Annotated in this window: 17 protein-coding genes; 9 read left to right on the top strand and 8 right to left on the bottom strand. The window is 58.0% G+C overall.

Going from position 1 to position 14785, the window contains the following annotated elements:
* Window positions 1–36: 36 nt before the first annotated feature.
* Window positions 37–606, top strand: a complete 570-nt coding sequence (gene msrA, locus GC165_10970; protein ID MBI1333387.1) for a peptide-methionine (S)-S-oxide reductase MsrA — start codon at window positions 37–39, stop codon at window positions 604–606.
* A 75-nt stretch (window positions 607–681) separates the two neighbouring features.
* Here the strand turns inward: msrA and GC165_10965 are convergent, their stop codons facing one another.
* Complete coding sequence (locus GC165_10965) at window positions 682–1512, bottom strand: polyphosphate kinase 2 family protein (protein MBI1333386.1); 831 nt, start codon at window positions 1510–1512, stop codon at window positions 682–684.
* 24 nt (window positions 1513–1536) lie between these two features.
* On the opposite strand from GC165_10965, the gene GC165_10960 reads away from it, so the two are divergent.
* On the top strand, window positions 1537–1953 hold the full coding sequence (locus GC165_10960) for an NUDIX domain-containing protein (protein MBI1333385.1): 417 nt from the start codon (window positions 1537–1539) through the stop codon (window positions 1951–1953).
* Here the strand turns inward: GC165_10960 and GC165_10955 are convergent.
* The 4 genes from GC165_10955 to GC165_10940 form a co-directional block, all read right to left on the bottom strand.
* Window positions 1950–3350 carry a diguanylate cyclase gene (locus tag GC165_10955; GenBank protein MBI1333384.1) on the bottom strand — a complete coding sequence of 467 codons (1401 nt, stop codon included), beginning with the start codon at window positions 3348–3350 and terminating at the stop codon, window positions 1950–1952. The two genes, GC165_10960 and GC165_10955, sit on opposite strands and share 4 nt — an antisense overlap.
* A 65-nt stretch (window positions 3351–3415) precedes the next feature.
* Window positions 3416–4201: a polysaccharide deacetylase family protein gene (locus GC165_10950; protein MBI1333383.1), complete on the bottom strand. Its 786-nt coding sequence runs from the start codon at window positions 4199–4201 to the stop codon at window positions 3416–3418.
* Complete coding sequence (locus GC165_10945; GenBank protein ID MBI1333382.1) at window positions 4120–5403, bottom strand: hypothetical protein; 1284 nt, start codon at window positions 5401–5403, stop codon at window positions 4120–4122. The genes GC165_10950 and GC165_10945 overlap by 82 nt, the downstream gene beginning before the upstream one ends.
* A gap of 14 nt (window positions 5404–5417) precedes the next feature.
* Window positions 5418–7082, bottom strand: a complete 1665-nt coding sequence (locus GC165_10940) for a hypothetical protein (protein ID MBI1333381.1) — start codon at window positions 7080–7082, stop codon at window positions 5418–5420.
* Between GC165_10940 and GC165_10935 the strand changes: the two genes are divergently transcribed.
* The 5 genes from GC165_10935 to murB are packed head-to-tail and all read left to right on the top strand — an operon-like array spanning window position 7083 to window position 10976.
* Entirely contained in the window at window positions 7083–7796 is a 714-nt protein-coding gene (locus tag GC165_10935; protein ID MBI1333380.1) for a ribonuclease PH, read from the top strand. It abuts the gene before it with no gap.
* The gene (rdgB, locus tag GC165_10930) at window positions 7793–8386 is read left to right on the top strand and encodes an RdgB/HAM1 family non-canonical purine NTP pyrophosphatase (GenBank protein ID MBI1333379.1); all 594 of its coding nucleotides are present in this window, start codon (window positions 7793–7795) and stop codon (window positions 8384–8386) included. Before GC165_10935 ends, rdgB begins: the two co-directional genes overlap by 4 nt.
* Window positions 8387–8428: 42 nt before the next feature.
* Window positions 8429–9460, top strand: coding sequence for a hypothetical protein (locus tag GC165_10925; GenBank protein ID MBI1333378.1), 1032 nt, complete (start codon window positions 8429–8431; stop codon window positions 9458–9460).
* Complete coding sequence (locus GC165_10920) at window positions 9460–10023, top strand: hypothetical protein (protein ID MBI1333377.1); 564 nt, start codon at window positions 9460–9462, stop codon at window positions 10021–10023. The genes GC165_10925 and GC165_10920 overlap by 1 nt, the downstream gene beginning before the upstream one ends.
* Entirely contained in the window at window positions 10020–10976 is a 957-nt protein-coding gene (gene murB, locus GC165_10915; GenBank protein ID MBI1333376.1) for a UDP-N-acetylmuramate dehydrogenase, read from the top strand. Before GC165_10920 ends, murB begins: the two co-directional genes overlap by 4 nt.
* Here the strand turns inward: murB and GC165_10910 are convergent.
* Entirely contained in the window at window positions 10963–11280 is a 318-nt protein-coding gene (locus GC165_10910; protein ID MBI1333375.1) for a hypothetical protein, read from the bottom strand. The two genes, murB and GC165_10910, sit on opposite strands and share 14 nt — an antisense overlap.
* 14 nt (window positions 11281–11294) lie before the next feature.
* Here GC165_10910 and GC165_10905 point away from each other — a divergent pair, with 14 nt between their 5' ends.
* Window positions 11295–11891 (top strand): phosphatase PAP2 family protein, encoded by a 597-nt coding sequence (locus GC165_10905; GenBank protein ID MBI1333374.1) that lies wholly within the window; start codon window positions 11295–11297, stop codon window positions 11889–11891.
* Window positions 11888–12571: a hypothetical protein gene (locus GC165_10900; GenBank protein MBI1333373.1), complete on the top strand. Its 684-nt coding sequence runs from the start codon at window positions 11888–11890 to the stop codon at window positions 12569–12571. Before GC165_10905 ends, GC165_10900 begins: the two co-directional genes overlap by 4 nt.
* Here the strand turns inward: GC165_10900 and GC165_10895 are convergent.
* Entirely contained in the window at window positions 12568–13059 is a 492-nt protein-coding gene (locus GC165_10895) for a hypothetical protein (protein MBI1333372.1), read from the bottom strand. The two genes, GC165_10900 and GC165_10895, sit on opposite strands and share 4 nt — an antisense overlap.
* Window positions 13056–14750: a hypothetical protein gene (locus GC165_10890; GenBank protein MBI1333371.1), complete on the bottom strand. Its 1695-nt coding sequence runs from the start codon at window positions 14748–14750 to the stop codon at window positions 13056–13058. Before GC165_10890 ends, GC165_10895 begins: the two co-directional genes overlap by 4 nt.
* Window positions 14751–14785 lie beyond the last annotated feature (35 nt).

Genomic DNA, 14785 nt, shown 5'->3' with positions numbered 1-14785 from the left:
GGACAGAAGGGTCAGCCGACACCCCCCACGAAACATATGGAAGGAAAACAGTTAGTCGTCGCCGGCGGTTGCTTCTGGTGCGTCGAAGCCCAGTTCGAAGAGTTGAAGGGAGTCCTGGACGTCGAAAGCGGCTACGCGGGCGACTTCAAGGGCACGGTCACCTATGGCGATGTCTGCACCGGTCGAACCGGCGCGGCCGAAGCGGTCAAGATCACTTTTGACCCTAAGCAGGTCAGCGAAGCCGACCTCCTACGCATCTTCTTTGTGGCCCACGACCCGACGACGCTGAACCGACAGGGACCGGACTCCGGCACCCAATATCGCTCGGCGATCTTCTACACCAGCGACGAAGAAAAGGCGCTTGGCGAGAAGATCATCAAGGAGATTTCGGCCGAAAAGATCTACCCGAACCCCATCGTTACGACGCTGGAGCCGCTGAAGAACTACGTTCGTGCCGAGGAGTACCACCAGGATTACTTCAAGAAGTACGAAGCCGCCTCGGAAGAGGAGCGAAGCCACATGAACGCGGGCTACTGCGCCTTCGTGGTCTCGCCTAAGGTTGCCAAGTTCCGCGAGCACTACCGGGATAAGCTGAAGAAGGGTTAAGTCTCCTTCGGACTAGCTCCCACCCGTTCGTCCTAGGGCCCGACTCACGGACTCCCTCGGCAAGCGAGGGAGAATTTAGTCTGTCGTCTTCTGAAACTCGACAATTTCGGCCATCGCCGCCTCGCCGATCTTGTCGAGTTTCGCTTTCCACTCTTCCTCGTGCGGCTTCAGCGCGTCGTGAATCGCCTCTAGCACGGCTAGGTTACGGAACCATTTCTGGTTGGCGGGCACCACTCGCCACGGCGCCTCATCCGTCGAGCACTTCTCCAGCAGGTCGTCGTACGCATCCATGTAGTCGTCCCATAGTTCGCGCTCCTTCCAATCGCCAACGCTCAGCTTCCACGCCTTTGTCGGGTCCTCCTGCCGAGCAATCAACCGCTCCTTCTGCTCATCGTTCGAGATGCACAGATAGAACTTCAGGACGATCGTTCCCGACTTCACCAAGGCATCCTCGAACGCGTTGATGATCGCGTACCGTTCCTTCCAGACCTCCTTCGGAACAATCTCGTGGACCCGCACCACCAGCACGTCCTCGTAATGCGATCGGTTGAAAATCACCGATTCGCCTTTCGCCGGCGTTTGCTGATGGATTCGCCACAGAAAATCGTGGGCCAACTCGATCGGCGTCGGAACTTTGAACGACGCAACCCGCGTCGATTGCGGGTTCATGAACTGCATGATGCTTCGGATCGTGCCGTCCTTCCCCGCCGTATCCGGCCCCTGCAGGACGATTAGAATCGGATTTCCGCCCGCCGCGTAATGGAGTTCCTGCAGCTTTGAAACCTTTTCGCCTAACTTTGCGATCTTCTCCAATCCGTCGTCCTTCGACAGCCCGGCGGTGTCCGACGGGTCAAAGTCGCGCATCTTTACTTTCGATCCTGGTTTGACGAGCTTGGCGTACGACATATTCAGCTATTCTATCTTCCGTCCATGTCGAAACCCAAGGAAACCCGCGTCGGATGTTACGCCGTGATGCACGAGAACAACCGAGTTCTGCTATGCCGTCTCTCCGATGGACTTGAGCATCGTGGCCGCTGGACACTTCCTGGGGGAGGATTGGAATTCGGCGAAAGCCTAGAGGAAGCGATGGTTCGCGAAGTTCTGGAAGAGACGGGACTGCAAGTCCAATCGAGCGGTCTGATCAGCTTTCATTCGCGGGTAGCCGAGTTCGACGAGAAGTCGCTTCACCTCCTCCAATTCCTCTTTGGTGCCGAGGTCAAGGCTGGTGAGTTAACCAACGAAATTGACGGAACCACCGACCTCGTCGAATGGGTGGAAATCGACTCCCTAAACGACAAAAACGCGGTGGACATTGTCCACCACGCCTTAAAGTCGATACTCGGTTAGGCCGCTTTCGCTTCGCGCGGCACATCGTCGATGTGCGTCACGCAGTTGCGACCATTGTTCTTGGACGCGTACAGCGCATAGTCCGCTTGCTCCACCAACTCGCGCACGCTCTCGACGCCCGTAAACGTTGAGCAGCCGATGCTCGAAGTGATCTCGCGGTAAGGCCAGTGATACGTGTTGATCGCGGTGCGGAACCGCTCCGCCGCGATCAGTGAAGATGTCTTGTCGCAGTTATCCAAGATGATTGCGAATTCCTCTCCGCCGTAGCGCGCCGGACGCTCGTAGCGTCGTGCGGTTTCCCGCAGAATCTCGGCAAACTTCTCCAAAATCTCGTCGCCCGCTTGGTGGCCAAACACGTCGTTCAAGGACTTGAAATGGTCGATGTCGAACATCAGCACCGAGAACGTGTGGCTCTGCCGAATGGCACGATCCAAAACCTCTTCCAACAGTTCGTTGAACCGTCGGCGGTTGGTCAGCGAGGTCAGACCGTCGGTAACGGCCAGCCGTCGCAGTTGGCGGTTCGCCTCCTGCAGCTTCAGACGCTGTCGCTCCATGACCTTCAGGTAGTTGCGGTTCTCTCGCATCTGTTCTTCCAGTCGCTCCTGCGCCAAAACGCGTGCCGTGATGTCCAGGTTGCCCGCGATCGCGGCGACAACCTCGCCCTTCTTGTTAGTCAGGCACACCACCTTACACGCCAAATGAACGACGTCTCCGTCGTCCCGCGTGAACGTCCAGTCGAATTCCGAGCCGCCATCGCTGGCGAAAATCTCTGCGATCTGCTCCGCCGACCATGCGCCGGTATAGTCTGGATCGAGAACGTCCCAAACTGAATTGAGAAATGCCTGATAGCCTTCGATGCCGAAGATCTCAGTCGCTAGACCGTTCCACTCATGGATCATGCCCTTGGCATCGAACGTGAAGCATCCAATCGGCAGACCGTTGAACAGCGCCTCAAAGCGTCGCGAGGCGATCTCAAGGCTTTCGATGCTGGCATGCAAGTCGTCGTTCGTTCGCGTCAGCCGCTCTTCGGCCTCGCGCCACTGGCTTCGGTCGTCAAACATCTTGATCGCGAAGTCCAGAAAATGCTTGATTTGATCGATTGGCCCCGAAGTGAGGACCAACTCTGTTCCCAACTGATACCAGTCGCTGGCGTACTCCGGTTCGGTCCAAACGACAACTGTGTGTCGCTTTCGCGCCTCCCCTGCCAACCTTGTAGCACACTGACTCGTCGGTTTTTGATCGCACCGAATCACGTAAAAGTGATGTCCTTCTTCGGCAAATCCCGAATAGGCCTTGTGCTCATGCGGCACAATTTCGAATCCCTGCAGGCGCAAGAATTCTCCGACCTCGGTGTCGATTTCCCCGACCCAGTGACATATCCCCCGATTCAAATTCATTGTCGTCACTTAAGCTTAGTACTAAACTTATCAGCAAACTTGGACAGTATTTTTAGGGTCAATCGCTAGTTCCGTAACTCTTTGTCGGCCCAGGCTTGGCGATATTTGGTGTGAACATACCGAGGAACGGTGAAAAGCCCCTTGGCGGTTTCTGCCGGTCGGCAATCCTCGGTGAACGCGATTCGATAGCCGGTTGCCGAAGCCAACGCCGCCACGCGAGCGTCGTATTTCCCGTTCGGGTAGGCCAATTCAGATGTGGGATGCCCGATATGGGCGGCGATGGATTCTCTCGACTTTGTGAACTCCTTGGTCACCGCTTCGTCGCTCATCGTGGTTAGGTCGGCCGGATGCGAGACGGTCTGCGAAGCCACCGAGACCAGCCCAGATTGACTCAACTCTTTCAACTGAGCCCATGTCATCTTTGGTCGCCCCACCTTGGAGCCCACAAACCCCGTGTGCACGAACTGTGTGACGGGAATCTTCTCCTTTCTTAGGATCGGCCAGGCGTACTTGTAGAACCCCTCGTAGTTGTCGGCAAACGTGATGCAGATCGCTTTGGTCGGCAGAGTCCTTCGATGCTCGAGGGCTTCATAGATGTCATGCGTGCTGACGAACACTGCCCCACGCTTTCGAAGCCATGCAATTTGGTCTCGGAACTCCTGCACCGTGCAGTCGAACCAGACAGAGTTGGCCCTTCGTTTGGGAATGATGTCGTGATACGTCAGAATGGGTGTCCTCGTCGAAGCGACCAGGAGCACCCACGCAAAGATCACGGCGCTTCGGTTCGAGCCGTGGTGATCTTGTCGCCAACTCGTAAGACATCGACCACCGAAGTCCCGCTCGCCACCGATCCAAACACCACGTAATTGCCATCCAGAGAAGGTAAGTCATCGAGGCAGACGTAGATTTGGCTTCCCGCTGTGTTCAAACCGGAGGACCGCGCCATGCCGAGCGCATACTTCAGGTGGAGAAGGTCGTTAGCTTCAAAATCGATGGTGTAACCCGGTCCGCCAGTGCCGATCGAAGGATCGGTCAGCGGAAGAGTCTTGGTCAGCGGGTCTCCCCACTGAACCACGAATCCGGCCTCGTAGCGGTGGACATAAATGCCGTCATAAAACTTCGCGTTTGCGAGCGACACCAGGTTCGCGCAGGTGTTCGGAGCCTTGTCCGGCCTCAACGCGAAGACCACATCGCCTTGGTTCAAGAAGCTGAACCGGACGTTCAAGTTGCTGACCACGTTCACCGTCACCGAATCCGATTTCGACGAGTCGGTCTTACTCGTGGCCGTAATCGTCACGTTGCCCAGATAGGACGCATCGGCCGTCCATTTGCCCGTCGTATCGATCGTGCCCGAGGTCGCCGTCCAATCGACGTCGCTCGACTCCACGCCGGTCACCAGCGCCTTGTACTTGAAGTAACCCATCGGGATGGTCGTGTTTGATGCGTTGTCGTTCTCAATGCTGACGGGAGGTACGACGTCGATGGTCACCGTCGAGGACTTGCCTGGATCGGCGACGCTCGTCGCCGTCACCACGGCGGTTCCGGCCGAGGTGGGAGCCGTGAATAAGCCGTTGGCGTCCACAGCGCCGTTCGTGGTCGACCAAGTCACCGCGTCCGTCGATGCACCCGTCACCTTTGCCGTCAGTTGGAGGGTCCCACCGAATGCCGCGTAGACCTTCGTCGAGGACGAAGACGACGGCGTGATAGAAACCGTATAGCCGGAATCGATAATCGCGGTCGTCTTGCCCAGCTTGCTGGGGTCGGAAGTCAGTGCAACCTGAATCTCATAGCTCCCCGATGCGGCGGGGGCCGTGTAGATGCCTTCCTGCGAAATCGTCCCACCATTCGCGGTGTTGACGGTCCAAGTGATCGGAGCCGTACCGCCATTGAGAATGGCCGTTAACTGAATCTTTTCCTTCGGCTTAAGATGAACCGGATTCGGATTAATCGAAAGCGCGTTGACCGTGCCCGACCCAACGCTGACGCCGCCACCGGCGCAACCCAACACACACAAAGCTAGCAGGCAGAAAAATGCCCAAAATAGAGACCGCATCGGGTCTATTCTAGCTAATTTCCTTTCAGATTGACCTTGATCGGCAAAGAAACCCGCAAAACTGGGTGGGTCGAATTCTCCTCAAATGTGTCGCCGAAAAAGCCCCACGCCGTCAGTCCATCCACCGCATCCGGCTCCAAAAGTTCGAACGCCAGCAGGCCCAGCGGTTGCGCCATCGGAACAAAGTAGCCCGAAACCTTGTGCGCGACTGGCGACCATTCGCCGTCCAGAGTGATCAGCTTATGGCCCTGAAACGCGTTCCGGGCCTGGCTGAACTTCTCGATATGGAACTCCTCGGCCGGAATCGTCTGTGGTGCGTCGGCAATCTCCTGCATCTTGATTCCGTGGAGTTTCAGCTTCTCGATCGCCTTGGTGGCGTCGCTTGGCACGATGAACGCGAACGGATACTTCGCAAACTTCTCGCCCTCAAACCGGTCGTACACATCCATCGGTACGGTCTCAATATCCCGCACCGGCCCCGATCGTCGGCCGCCGTCCGCCAGCCCCTTCTCCAGCAGAACCGGCTCGTTGCCTCGCAGCTTCATCTTGTAGCGAATCGCCATTTGCGGCGCTTTCGTTGGATTCTTGCCCCAATTCACAATCGCCGCATCCGCCCGCTTCTGCATCGCCTTGACCCGCTTTTCGTCCTTCAGCAGCTTCTGCATGCACTCGTCCACAAAATGCTCCGTGTCCAGGACTCGGTCCTTGAAGGTCTCGTATACCACGGACTCACTGAGGATGGTCAGCGTGTTGCGGAGCGCGCCATAGTTCGTCACGTATCGCGGTTCGCCGCCAAAGGTCTCAAAACGCCATTTGCCGCCCTCGTTGATGCCATTTCCGTAGTCGAAGATGTCCTTCCCATAGTCCTTCTTCATGTTCTTGCGGATGGCGGGAAGGAATTCGTCGAGTTCGTACTTGGCCAATGCTGGGTGCGTGTTCGGATTCAGAGGACCAGCGTACGTTAGTTGGTAACCGTGTCGCGTGCCGTCAGTCGTGTGCAGGTCGAACATCGCGTGTGGGTGCCAGGTGTAGATATGCTTCAGCACGCCCTCCATCTCCGGCGACTCCACCTTCATGCAGTCTCGGTTCAAGTCGAGGTTCTGCCCGTTGTACCGAACGCCGATCATCTCCGGACCGTTCTGCCCCGGGCGATTGCGCTCTTGCGGACCAAACTTCTCGTTCCCGTCGATGTTGTAGATTGGCTGAACGATGAGAATCGCCTTATCCAGCACGCCTTTCTTTTGGCGGCAATAGTCGCGCAGAAGCATCATCGCGGCTTCTTTCCCTTCTACTTCGCCCGCGTGGATGTTCGCCTGGATGTAGATGATCAGTTTGCCGGACTTCGCCGCCTCTTTTGGACCTTTCACCATCGGCCGCGCCGCGATCACCATCGGAATCTTCTTCCCTTCTGTGCTGGTGCCGCTATACCGAATGTCGATCGGCGCACCCGTCGCCTTCAGGTCCTCCAGAAACTTCATCACGTCGGCGTACGACGAGGTCTCCTGGTAGTTAGTGGCCTCGGCTTTGGTCAACGGCCCGGTTTGGCTTTGCGCCATCAAGACGAACGAAACGACCGACGAAATCATGCTTGATAGGTTAGCCGACGATCCCGCGAATGTAAAGAGAATCCGATGACTTTCGACGGTCGTCTTGCGACTTCGGCTGGTACCCTTTACCATATGAGACCCGACGGGCGAGAACCCGACCAGTTAAGACCATTCAGCTTCGATCGCGGCTTTGCCAAGTTCGCCGAAGGCTCCTGCCTCCTCAAAATCGGAGACACCCACATGCTGGTTACCGCGACCGTCGAAGAACGAGTCCCTCCGTTCCTGAAGGGCAAAGGAAGCGGCTGGCTGACCGCCGAATATTCGATGCTTCCCCGTTCGGGCCGCCAGCGCAACGACCGGTCGCTGATGAAGCCGAACGGACGCTCGATGGAGATTCAGCGGCTGATCGGTCGCGCCCTCCGCGCGGTTGTCGACCTCGAAAACCTTGGTGAGCGCACCATCACGCTTGACTGCGACGCCATTCGCGCCGACGGCGGCACCCGATGTGCAGCCATCACCGCCGCTTACATTGCTACGTTCGACGCCCTCGAATGGATGAAGAGCCAGCGGATGCTGAAGAAGGATGTTCTCAAGGACCAGATCTCGGCCATTTCCGTCGGGGTCTACCGAGGATCCGAAGTACTGGACCTCAACTACGACGAAGACAGCGTCGCCGACACCGACATGAACGTCGTGATGACCGGCGCGGGTAAGTTCGTCGAAGTCCAGGGCACCGCCGAAAGCGATCCGTTCGACGCGGTCACGCTGGGGCACATGCTCAAGCTTGCCAAGAAAGGTTGTGACGAACTCATGGCCGCTCAGCGAGAAGTCCTCGGCCTTCCATGATCGCTCGGCTCGTCATCGCGACTCACAACCGGAAGAAGGCTGGCGAGATGATGACCATCTTGTCCGAACGGTTTCCGTCGCTTGAACTGCTCACCCTCGCCGACATCGAGGGTGCACCGGAACCCGAAGAAACCGGCACCACTTACTCCGAAAACGCCGCCATCAAGGCCCAATCTGCCTTCGATTTCACCGGCGACTGGTGCGTGGCCGATGACGCGGGCCTGGAAATCGACGCCCTTGACGGCGCGCCTGGACTTTACAGCAAGCGCTTCGGTGGCGAAGACCTTCCCTTTCCTGAAAAGATGGCGAAGATCCTTCACTTACTCGAAGATGCCGATACCCGCGCGGCCCGCTTTCGGTGCAATGTCGCCCTCGTCGGTCCGAACCATCCCGTCAAAGTCTTCGAAGCCATCTGCGAAGGCGAAATCGCCGCCGAGCCTAGCGGGAACGGTGGATTCGGCTACGATCCCATCTTCTATTTGCCCCAATTGGATTGTTGCATGGCTGATCTGACGGCCCAGCAAAAGCACCAGGTCAGCCATCGCGGCAAAGTTCTCAAGCAATTCGGCGACTATCTTGCCTCGATATGAAAACCAAACGCGTCCCGAGCCGTCCATAATCCAGTAAGAGCCATGACTGTCGTACCGATTCTCCTCGCCTCACTCACGCTCCAAGGCGCGCAAAAGGCGCCCGACTATCGGGTCGTCGAGGTCAAGCAATGCGGATTGTCCGTGTCCGTTCCCAAAAGCTGGGTCGCAAACCCAAAGGACTCCAACCTCGTCGCTTCCTTCAAAATCCCGATTCCTGGCTCGAAGAATGAGGGGCGCATGGACCTCGCCTACTCATCGGACCAATCCACCGACGTCGACGGCTTCCTCGCCGCCACCAAGCAGATTCTCATCACCGGCGGCAACACGGTCGAAAAGCAGTGGAAGCTCGACCTCATGAACTCGACGATGGCTCTCACTCGCTTCTCCAAGGGCGGCTCTACCACGGTGCGTGGCATCCTCTTCCGCGAAGACAAGTCGAAGTTCGTCCTCTCTGTGAGCTCGATTTCCGGCGAATTCGACAAGGTCGAACCCTACATGCAGTCAACCCTTGAGACCCTTCGCGAGATCAAGGTTACGCCCGCCAAGAAGCCGGCCGTCGCTGTTGAAAAGAAGATTGCCATTGTTCGCCCCAGTCCGGGCAAACCCGCTCCGCTTCCCGTCAAGGAAGACCTAATGGCTGGAACCACCGCGACCGTCCTCAATCTGCCCGCAGGTTCTAAGGTCGCGAAGCTATCGGATTCCGCCGCTTCAGTGACGATTCCCGGCATCAACGGTTCGATCATCTTCACCGCCTACGACACGGGCGGCAACCCACCGAGTCTCATCTTCCAGACCAAGGCGGCTGAATCGGCCAAGCTTTTCACTGGTTCGATCTATCGCATCGACAAGACGTTCCAGCACAACCCGGACAAACAGATGCGGGATATGGTGTGGCGAACCGGTGTCTCTGCGAAAGACTCCTCCCCTCTGCTCACCTGTGACTGCGTGGTCACCCAGGTCGGGACCGTCTACCTGCATGCGTTCTATTCGTCGTCGACCAAAGCCGACTTTACCAAAGCTCAGGCCATCGTCACGAAGTACCTTCTCCAGGCCGACCTGACCCAAAAGAAATAGTGGTCTTCGCCTTCAGCACGAGCTCTGCCATCGCCTCGGTCGCCGTTTTCGACGCCGAGGGCAGAATCCTCTTTGCCGAAGAAAAAGCCGCCAGCATGCAAGCCAGCTCGGCTTGCTTCGAAATGCTCGACCGGGCCGGATTTGACCCCAAACTCGGAACCCTTTTCCTTGCCGACATTGGTCCCGGCTCCTTCACCGGTACTCGCGTGGGCGTGGCTATTGCCAAAACTTTGGCCTACGTGGCCAAAGCCCGGTGCGCCGGCGCGACATCCTTCGATCTTATCGCCCCCGACCGCACCGTTGTTCTCCCATCCAAGAAGACCGAGTGGTTCATCCGTGAGCCAGGCCAGGAGCCGTACCGAACCACTTCCCTGCCCGAGCACGACTTTGTCGGCTTTGGCAAAGGCATTGCCAACGAAACCTTCCCTCTCGCCGCCCGCTTCGCCTCTCTCCTGCCTCATCTGAAGCGTACGAGTCCAGAGGAGTTTGTCCCGACCTACCTCATCGAGCCCAGCATCTCCGTCCAGAAGAAGGGCCTCGGCCTCGCCGGAGGCACCACATGAACTGGGAAATCGTCGAGCGCCAGGTGCCGATCAAAACTTACACGACGCTTAAGGCCGGGGGCAACGCCGAATACTTCTCCATTGCCCGCACCGCCGAAGACTTGCGCAAGATCGCTGAAGGCTGTCAACAGCACGATATCCCATTGACCCCGCTCGGATGGGGCAGTAACGTTCTCCCTGCCGACAAGGGCGTCCCCGGCATGATCGCCGTCAACCTCGCCTCCAACATCGACTTCGGCGACGACGGCGTGGTCACTTGCGACTCCGGAACCGGCTTCCAAAACCTCTTTCTCCAATGCGCCCAGCGCAGTCTCGGCGGCCTCGAATTCGCGGTCGGAATCCCCGGCAGTGTCGGCGGCGCGCTCGTCAGCAACGCTGGTGCTTACCGAAGCGACATCTCCGAGTTCCTCGTCGAAATCGAGATCACCCATGGGGGAACGACCCAATGGGTCGATCCCAGTTGGATGCAGTTCTCCTATCGCGACTCGGTTCTCCGCAAGCCCGACCCCGTCAGCGCCGTCATCCAGCGTGTGCGCATGCGCCTACCCGAGCGCGAACCGAAGTTCATCTACGACGAAGCTCGCGAATACCAGCGACAGCGCATCGGCAAACAGCCACCCTCTGCCTCGGCCGGAAGTTTCTTCAAGAACGTCGTCAGCGAGGAGCTATCCCAGCGTATCGAGGGCTTGACCGAAGGCATGCGCAAGAACCGAGTCGTCCCCGCCGGTTTCCTCATCGAAGCTTGCGGCCTCAAAGGCTTTCGCCTGGGCGGCGCCATGATCGGCTCCCGCCACGCCAACTTCCTACTGAACGTCTCGGGCGCGACCGCCACCGAACTCCGTTCGTTGGCGCACTACGCCAAGATCAGTGTCCAAGAGCGATTCGGCGTGGAGCTAGAAGAAGAAGTGTTGTACCTGGGCGACTGGACCAACTACGAGCCTATCCGTCCTTAAGGCGGTGCGAATCCAGTTGCGGCGGTGTCAGCCACCCGTGTTCATTCATCGTCAGCGCGAGCATCAACGTCAACTGCAACAAAGCCGACGCTAACAGTAGAAAAAACGCCGACTTCAGCAACGGGAGCCCGATCCGCCTCGCCAAACGGTTTTGATTTTTGTAGGTGGTGTAGAACCGCGTTCGCCGGTCTCCGACCATCTTCTGCATCGGCATGAGGTGCAAACGGCGCATCCACGGCCGCCTCATCCAATGCAGGATCAGGAACCAGGTGTTTCGGGCCAGCAGGTTCGCAAAACTTAACACGCGCGCTACTCTCAATGTACACTACGCCTGTGCAGTTCGATCATGCCGTGTTCCATTGGATCAATTCCTGGCCCTCAAGTTTGGAATCGGCGATGCAGTTCTTCAGCCAAGCCATCAACATGCGGTGGGTTCAGGTTCTCCTGCTCATCGTCCTCATCGCGATGATCGCGGCCGGAAAGGACACCCGCAAGGGTGCCATCTGTAGCATGATCGCCTTCCCGCTTTCGGACGGCACTACTAACCTCTTCAAGCATTGGTTCCCGCTTCCCCGTCCGTTTGACGATCCGACCGTCACCGGCATCATGGTTCGCCTGCCCGAAGCTCACACTGCAGGAACGGCGTCAGCCCACTCTGCCAACATGATGGCCGCCGCCATTTGCATGCTCATCGCCCTGCGCTGGGGCGGAATACCTTGGCTCCTGCTCGCCTTCCTGGTCAGCCTCAGCCGAATCTACACCGGCATGCATTTTCCCTATCAAGTGCTGTTGGGCTGGATCGTAGGTGCCTTCTACGCCGTACTGATTTCTTGGCTGTGGGATTTCATCGCCAAAAAGCGGGCCAAGAAGTCCGAAGGCGATGAGCCCCCCGCACCGGAGCCTCAGCAAGTATGAACCTAGAGCGGCCCGTCACCCGAGCGTTCCTCATCGCGATCGCCTTGTCGATCGTCCTGCCGTACCTCCCCATTGTTCGGCTCCTTCTGCTCCCGTTCGACTACCTGAACACGCACCTGCACGAGATGTTCCACGCCCTCACCGCCATCCTGACCGGCGGGCAAGTCAGCCATATCCAGGTCTTCACCGATGGATCGGGCGTGACTTTCACGCGCGGCGGCCTCACGCCCGCGATCCAAATGGCCGGTTACCTCGGCTCGTCGCTGTTTGGTGCCGCCATGATCCAGTCGGCAACCAACGAGAAAGCGGCTCGCATCTGGCTCCAAGTACTAGGCGGAATGGTACTCGTCTCCAATGTGATCTGGGTTCGAGGCGACCTGGTGGGTTGGACCATCGGCCTCGCCTGGCCGGTCGTCATTCTGGTGCTGGCCAGTCGCCTCAAAGGTGACAGTCTAGTCTTCGCGGCTCAGTTCTTCGCGGTCCAACAGTGCCTGAATGCTCTCAAGTCTGTACGCGACCTCGTACTCCTCGCCAGGACCGACGTACCAACCGATGCGCAACTAATGGCCCAGAGCACGCACATTCCGGCGATCGTCTGGGCTTTGTTATGGGCGGGCGTTAGCCTGTTCGGCATCGGCCTTGCCGTTGTCAAGATGAATTCTTCAGCTAAGAGAAGTTAGCGGACCGGAACCGGGTCGAGCATCTCGAAGTGGCTTAGCGACTTCTGAATTTCGCCGTCGATGCGGATTTGGAACGTCTTCACGTCGTCAAACTTGGCCAGCGCCGCCTTCATCGTCTCGATAAAGTCGGCCTCCGCCTCGCTTCCCATGCCTTCCAAAAGCTTGTCGTTCATGTCCACGATGGCGTTGCCGTTCTCAACGTTCACCGCCAAGACTCGAAACTCGCCGTAGTTCTTCGCCTTCAGCGCCGCGTTGACGTCTTCCGCGCGCGATAGGTGCGTGGTCTTCTGCCCAGCAGGCGTGCCGGAGGTGGTGCCCCCGCTCGTCGTCTGCGGTTTGGAGATCACCTCACCCGGCTGATCGATCGGCTGGTTCGTCACAAACGAGTTTTTAGGCTCGTTGCGCACATAGCTGATCACGCCGGCAAAACCGGCTCCGGCCACCGCGGCCACCGCGATAAGCGCCCATGGAAAACTGCGATTCTTCATTGCCCGTAGTACGTTTTCAGCCCTGCCACCACTGATTTAGCCAATGCCTTTCCGAAGGCTTCCGACTGCAAAACCTGACGATCTTTCGGGTTCGTGATGAACCCGGTTTCGATCAAAACCCCCGGCATGTTCGAAAGCCGCAGGACCGCGAAGCCTGACTGGTAGATCGTCCCGTCGCTTCGCACGCCCATATCTGGTAAGAGTTTACTTTTCACAATTTCGGATTGGATGCATTCGCCGAGGAATTTACTGATCGCGCTCCCCTTGTGATAGAAGGTGATGGTGCCCGACGGCGTCGTGCCGCCGCCCCTTCCCGGCTCGTTGACGTGGATCGAAAGGAAGATGTCTGCGCTGTTCTTGTTCGCGAGCGCCGGACGAGCTTCGAGCTCGGGGAACGAGTCGTCGTTGCGCGTCATGATCACAGTAACGCCTTCCGCCGTCAAAGCGTCCCGGACATAGCGAGAAAGGAAAAGATTGATGTTCTTTTCCATGATGCCCGCCGCCGTCGCGCCGTGGTCGCGTCCACCGTGCCCGGCGTCCAAAACGATGACCTTTCCGTCCAGGCGTCCGCCGGTGCTGGTGGGTCGAACCAAGTTCAAAACAACGCCCGTCGCCGAGGTCGTGATGTCGGCGCCCATCGCGCGCTCAAGCCGAAGGCGAAGGATCGTCGAGGTTCCGTTCTTTTCGGCCGTGATCTCTTTGATCGCCTTGGACTTCAGTTCAAAGTCTTTGGGCAAAACGCCGTCGAGGTTGGAAAGCTCCAACTCCAGGATGTTCTTTTCCGGCTTACGACAGGTCGCAGTGCCAACCCATTGGCCGGGCGCAAACTTGATCGCCATCGACGTGTTCGTCTCATTCTCCCAATTGATCGCGATGGGAAGATCGATCGGACCCGTCGGAACCGGATTCTGAGTTGGGTTTTGGGTCTGATTTTGCGTCGTCTGGTCCGTCTTGGGCGGGTCGTCCTGTTTCGGCACCGTCTTATCCGGCTTCGGCGTCGCGACTTCCTTGGGTCGGACCGGTTCTGGGCTCAGGTCAAGCTTGATCTGGCTTGAATTAGAAACCTGCCCCTTTGGGAGGTTCGGAACGAAATCGAGGTTGAGGACGATGCGCACCGTGTTGGGGCCGTACTGCGACACGCTGGTACTGCCGTCGGCGTCCACCTTGGTCTCTCGGGTGAACTTCGCGCCATCAAGGTCGATCACGACCTTCTTGCTACCGATCACCGAAACTGTCGTCTTGACCGCCATGGCCGAGTCGACGTTCAGAACGCCTTTATTGACCGAAACGCGAAAGACGGGACTGGAAACTTGAAGGATGTCGTATCCGCCGGGGTTCCAACTGGAATCTCCGCCGACCTTATCGACGGCCGCGCGAAGCGGAATGCACGTTTTGCCCTCGACCTGCCGTGTGGGAATGTTAAAGGTTCGACTCTCGGCGACGATCTTCGCGCCGGCATTGGCCGAACTCGCGGTCCAACCGAGGTCGGCCACGTTTTCGAGGGGCAAAAGGAACTCATCTCCCACTCGATAGCCGCGCAAGGGAGTCTCCCGGAAGGTGAAGTTAACGGAAGCGACTCGGGATTGCGAGGCCGCTGCTACTGTACTGAGCGCCGTCCCTAGCGCCAGAATTAGATGCAGTTTTCTCATCCTGACCCGGTAATTGTACATGCTTTTTTCGATAGTGGACACTCTCCCCCTTGGAATTTTCGGCTTTTTTCTGGGTA

Source organism: Armatimonadota bacterium, from assembly GCA_016125185.1.
Classification (GTDB): Bacteria; Armatimonadota; Fimbriimonadia; order Fimbriimonadales; family Fimbriimonadaceae; genus Fimbriimonas.
The sequence above is the reverse complement of the archived record's forward strand: the minus strand, read 5'-3'. Positions and strand labels throughout refer to the sequence as shown.

What these genes read in the sequence shown, in the direction of transcription:
- GC165_10905 (MBI1333374.1), top strand. Translation starts at nt 11,295, where the DNA reads ATGTACACTACGCCTGTGCAGTTCGATCATGCCGTGTTCCATTGGATC.
- msrA (MBI1333387.1), top strand. Translation starts at nt 37, where the DNA reads ATGGAAGGAAAACAGTTAGTCGTCGCCGGCGGTTGCTTCTGGTGCGTC.
- GC165_10940 (MBI1333381.1), bottom strand. Translation starts at nt 7,082, where the DNA reads ATGGTAAAGGGTACCAGCCGAAGTCGCAAGACGACCGTCGAAAGTCAT.
- GC165_10925 (MBI1333378.1), top strand. Translation starts at nt 8,429, where the DNA reads ATGACTGTCGTACCGATTCTCCTCGCCTCACTCACGCTCCAAGGCGCG.
- rdgB (MBI1333379.1), top strand. Translation starts at nt 7,793, where the DNA reads ATGATCGCTCGGCTCGTCATCGCGACTCACAACCGGAAGAAGGCTGGC.
- GC165_10965 (MBI1333386.1), bottom strand. Translation starts at nt 1,512, where the DNA reads ATGTCGTACGCCAAGCTCGTCAAACCAGGATCGAAAGTAAAGATGCGC.
- GC165_10960 (MBI1333385.1), top strand. Translation starts at nt 1,537, where the DNA reads ATGTCGAAACCCAAGGAAACCCGCGTCGGATGTTACGCCGTGATGCAC.
- GC165_10900 (MBI1333373.1), top strand. Translation starts at nt 11,888, where the DNA reads ATGAACCTAGAGCGGCCCGTCACCCGAGCGTTCCTCATCGCGATCGCC.
- GC165_10895 (MBI1333372.1), bottom strand. Translation starts at nt 13,059, where the DNA reads ATGAAGAATCGCAGTTTTCCATGGGCGCTTATCGCGGTGGCCGCGGTG.
- GC165_10955 (MBI1333384.1), bottom strand. Translation starts at nt 3,350, where the DNA reads ATGAATTTGAATCGGGGGATATGTCACTGGGTCGGGGAAATCGACACC.
- murB (MBI1333376.1), top strand. Translation starts at nt 10,020, where the DNA reads ATGAACTGGGAAATCGTCGAGCGCCAGGTGCCGATCAAAACTTACACG.
- GC165_10935 (MBI1333380.1), top strand. Translation starts at nt 7,083, where the DNA reads ATGAGACCCGACGGGCGAGAACCCGACCAGTTAAGACCATTCAGCTTC.
- GC165_10945 (MBI1333382.1), bottom strand. Translation starts at nt 5,403, where the DNA reads ATGCGGTCTCTATTTTGGGCATTTTTCTGCCTGCTAGCTTTGTGTGTG.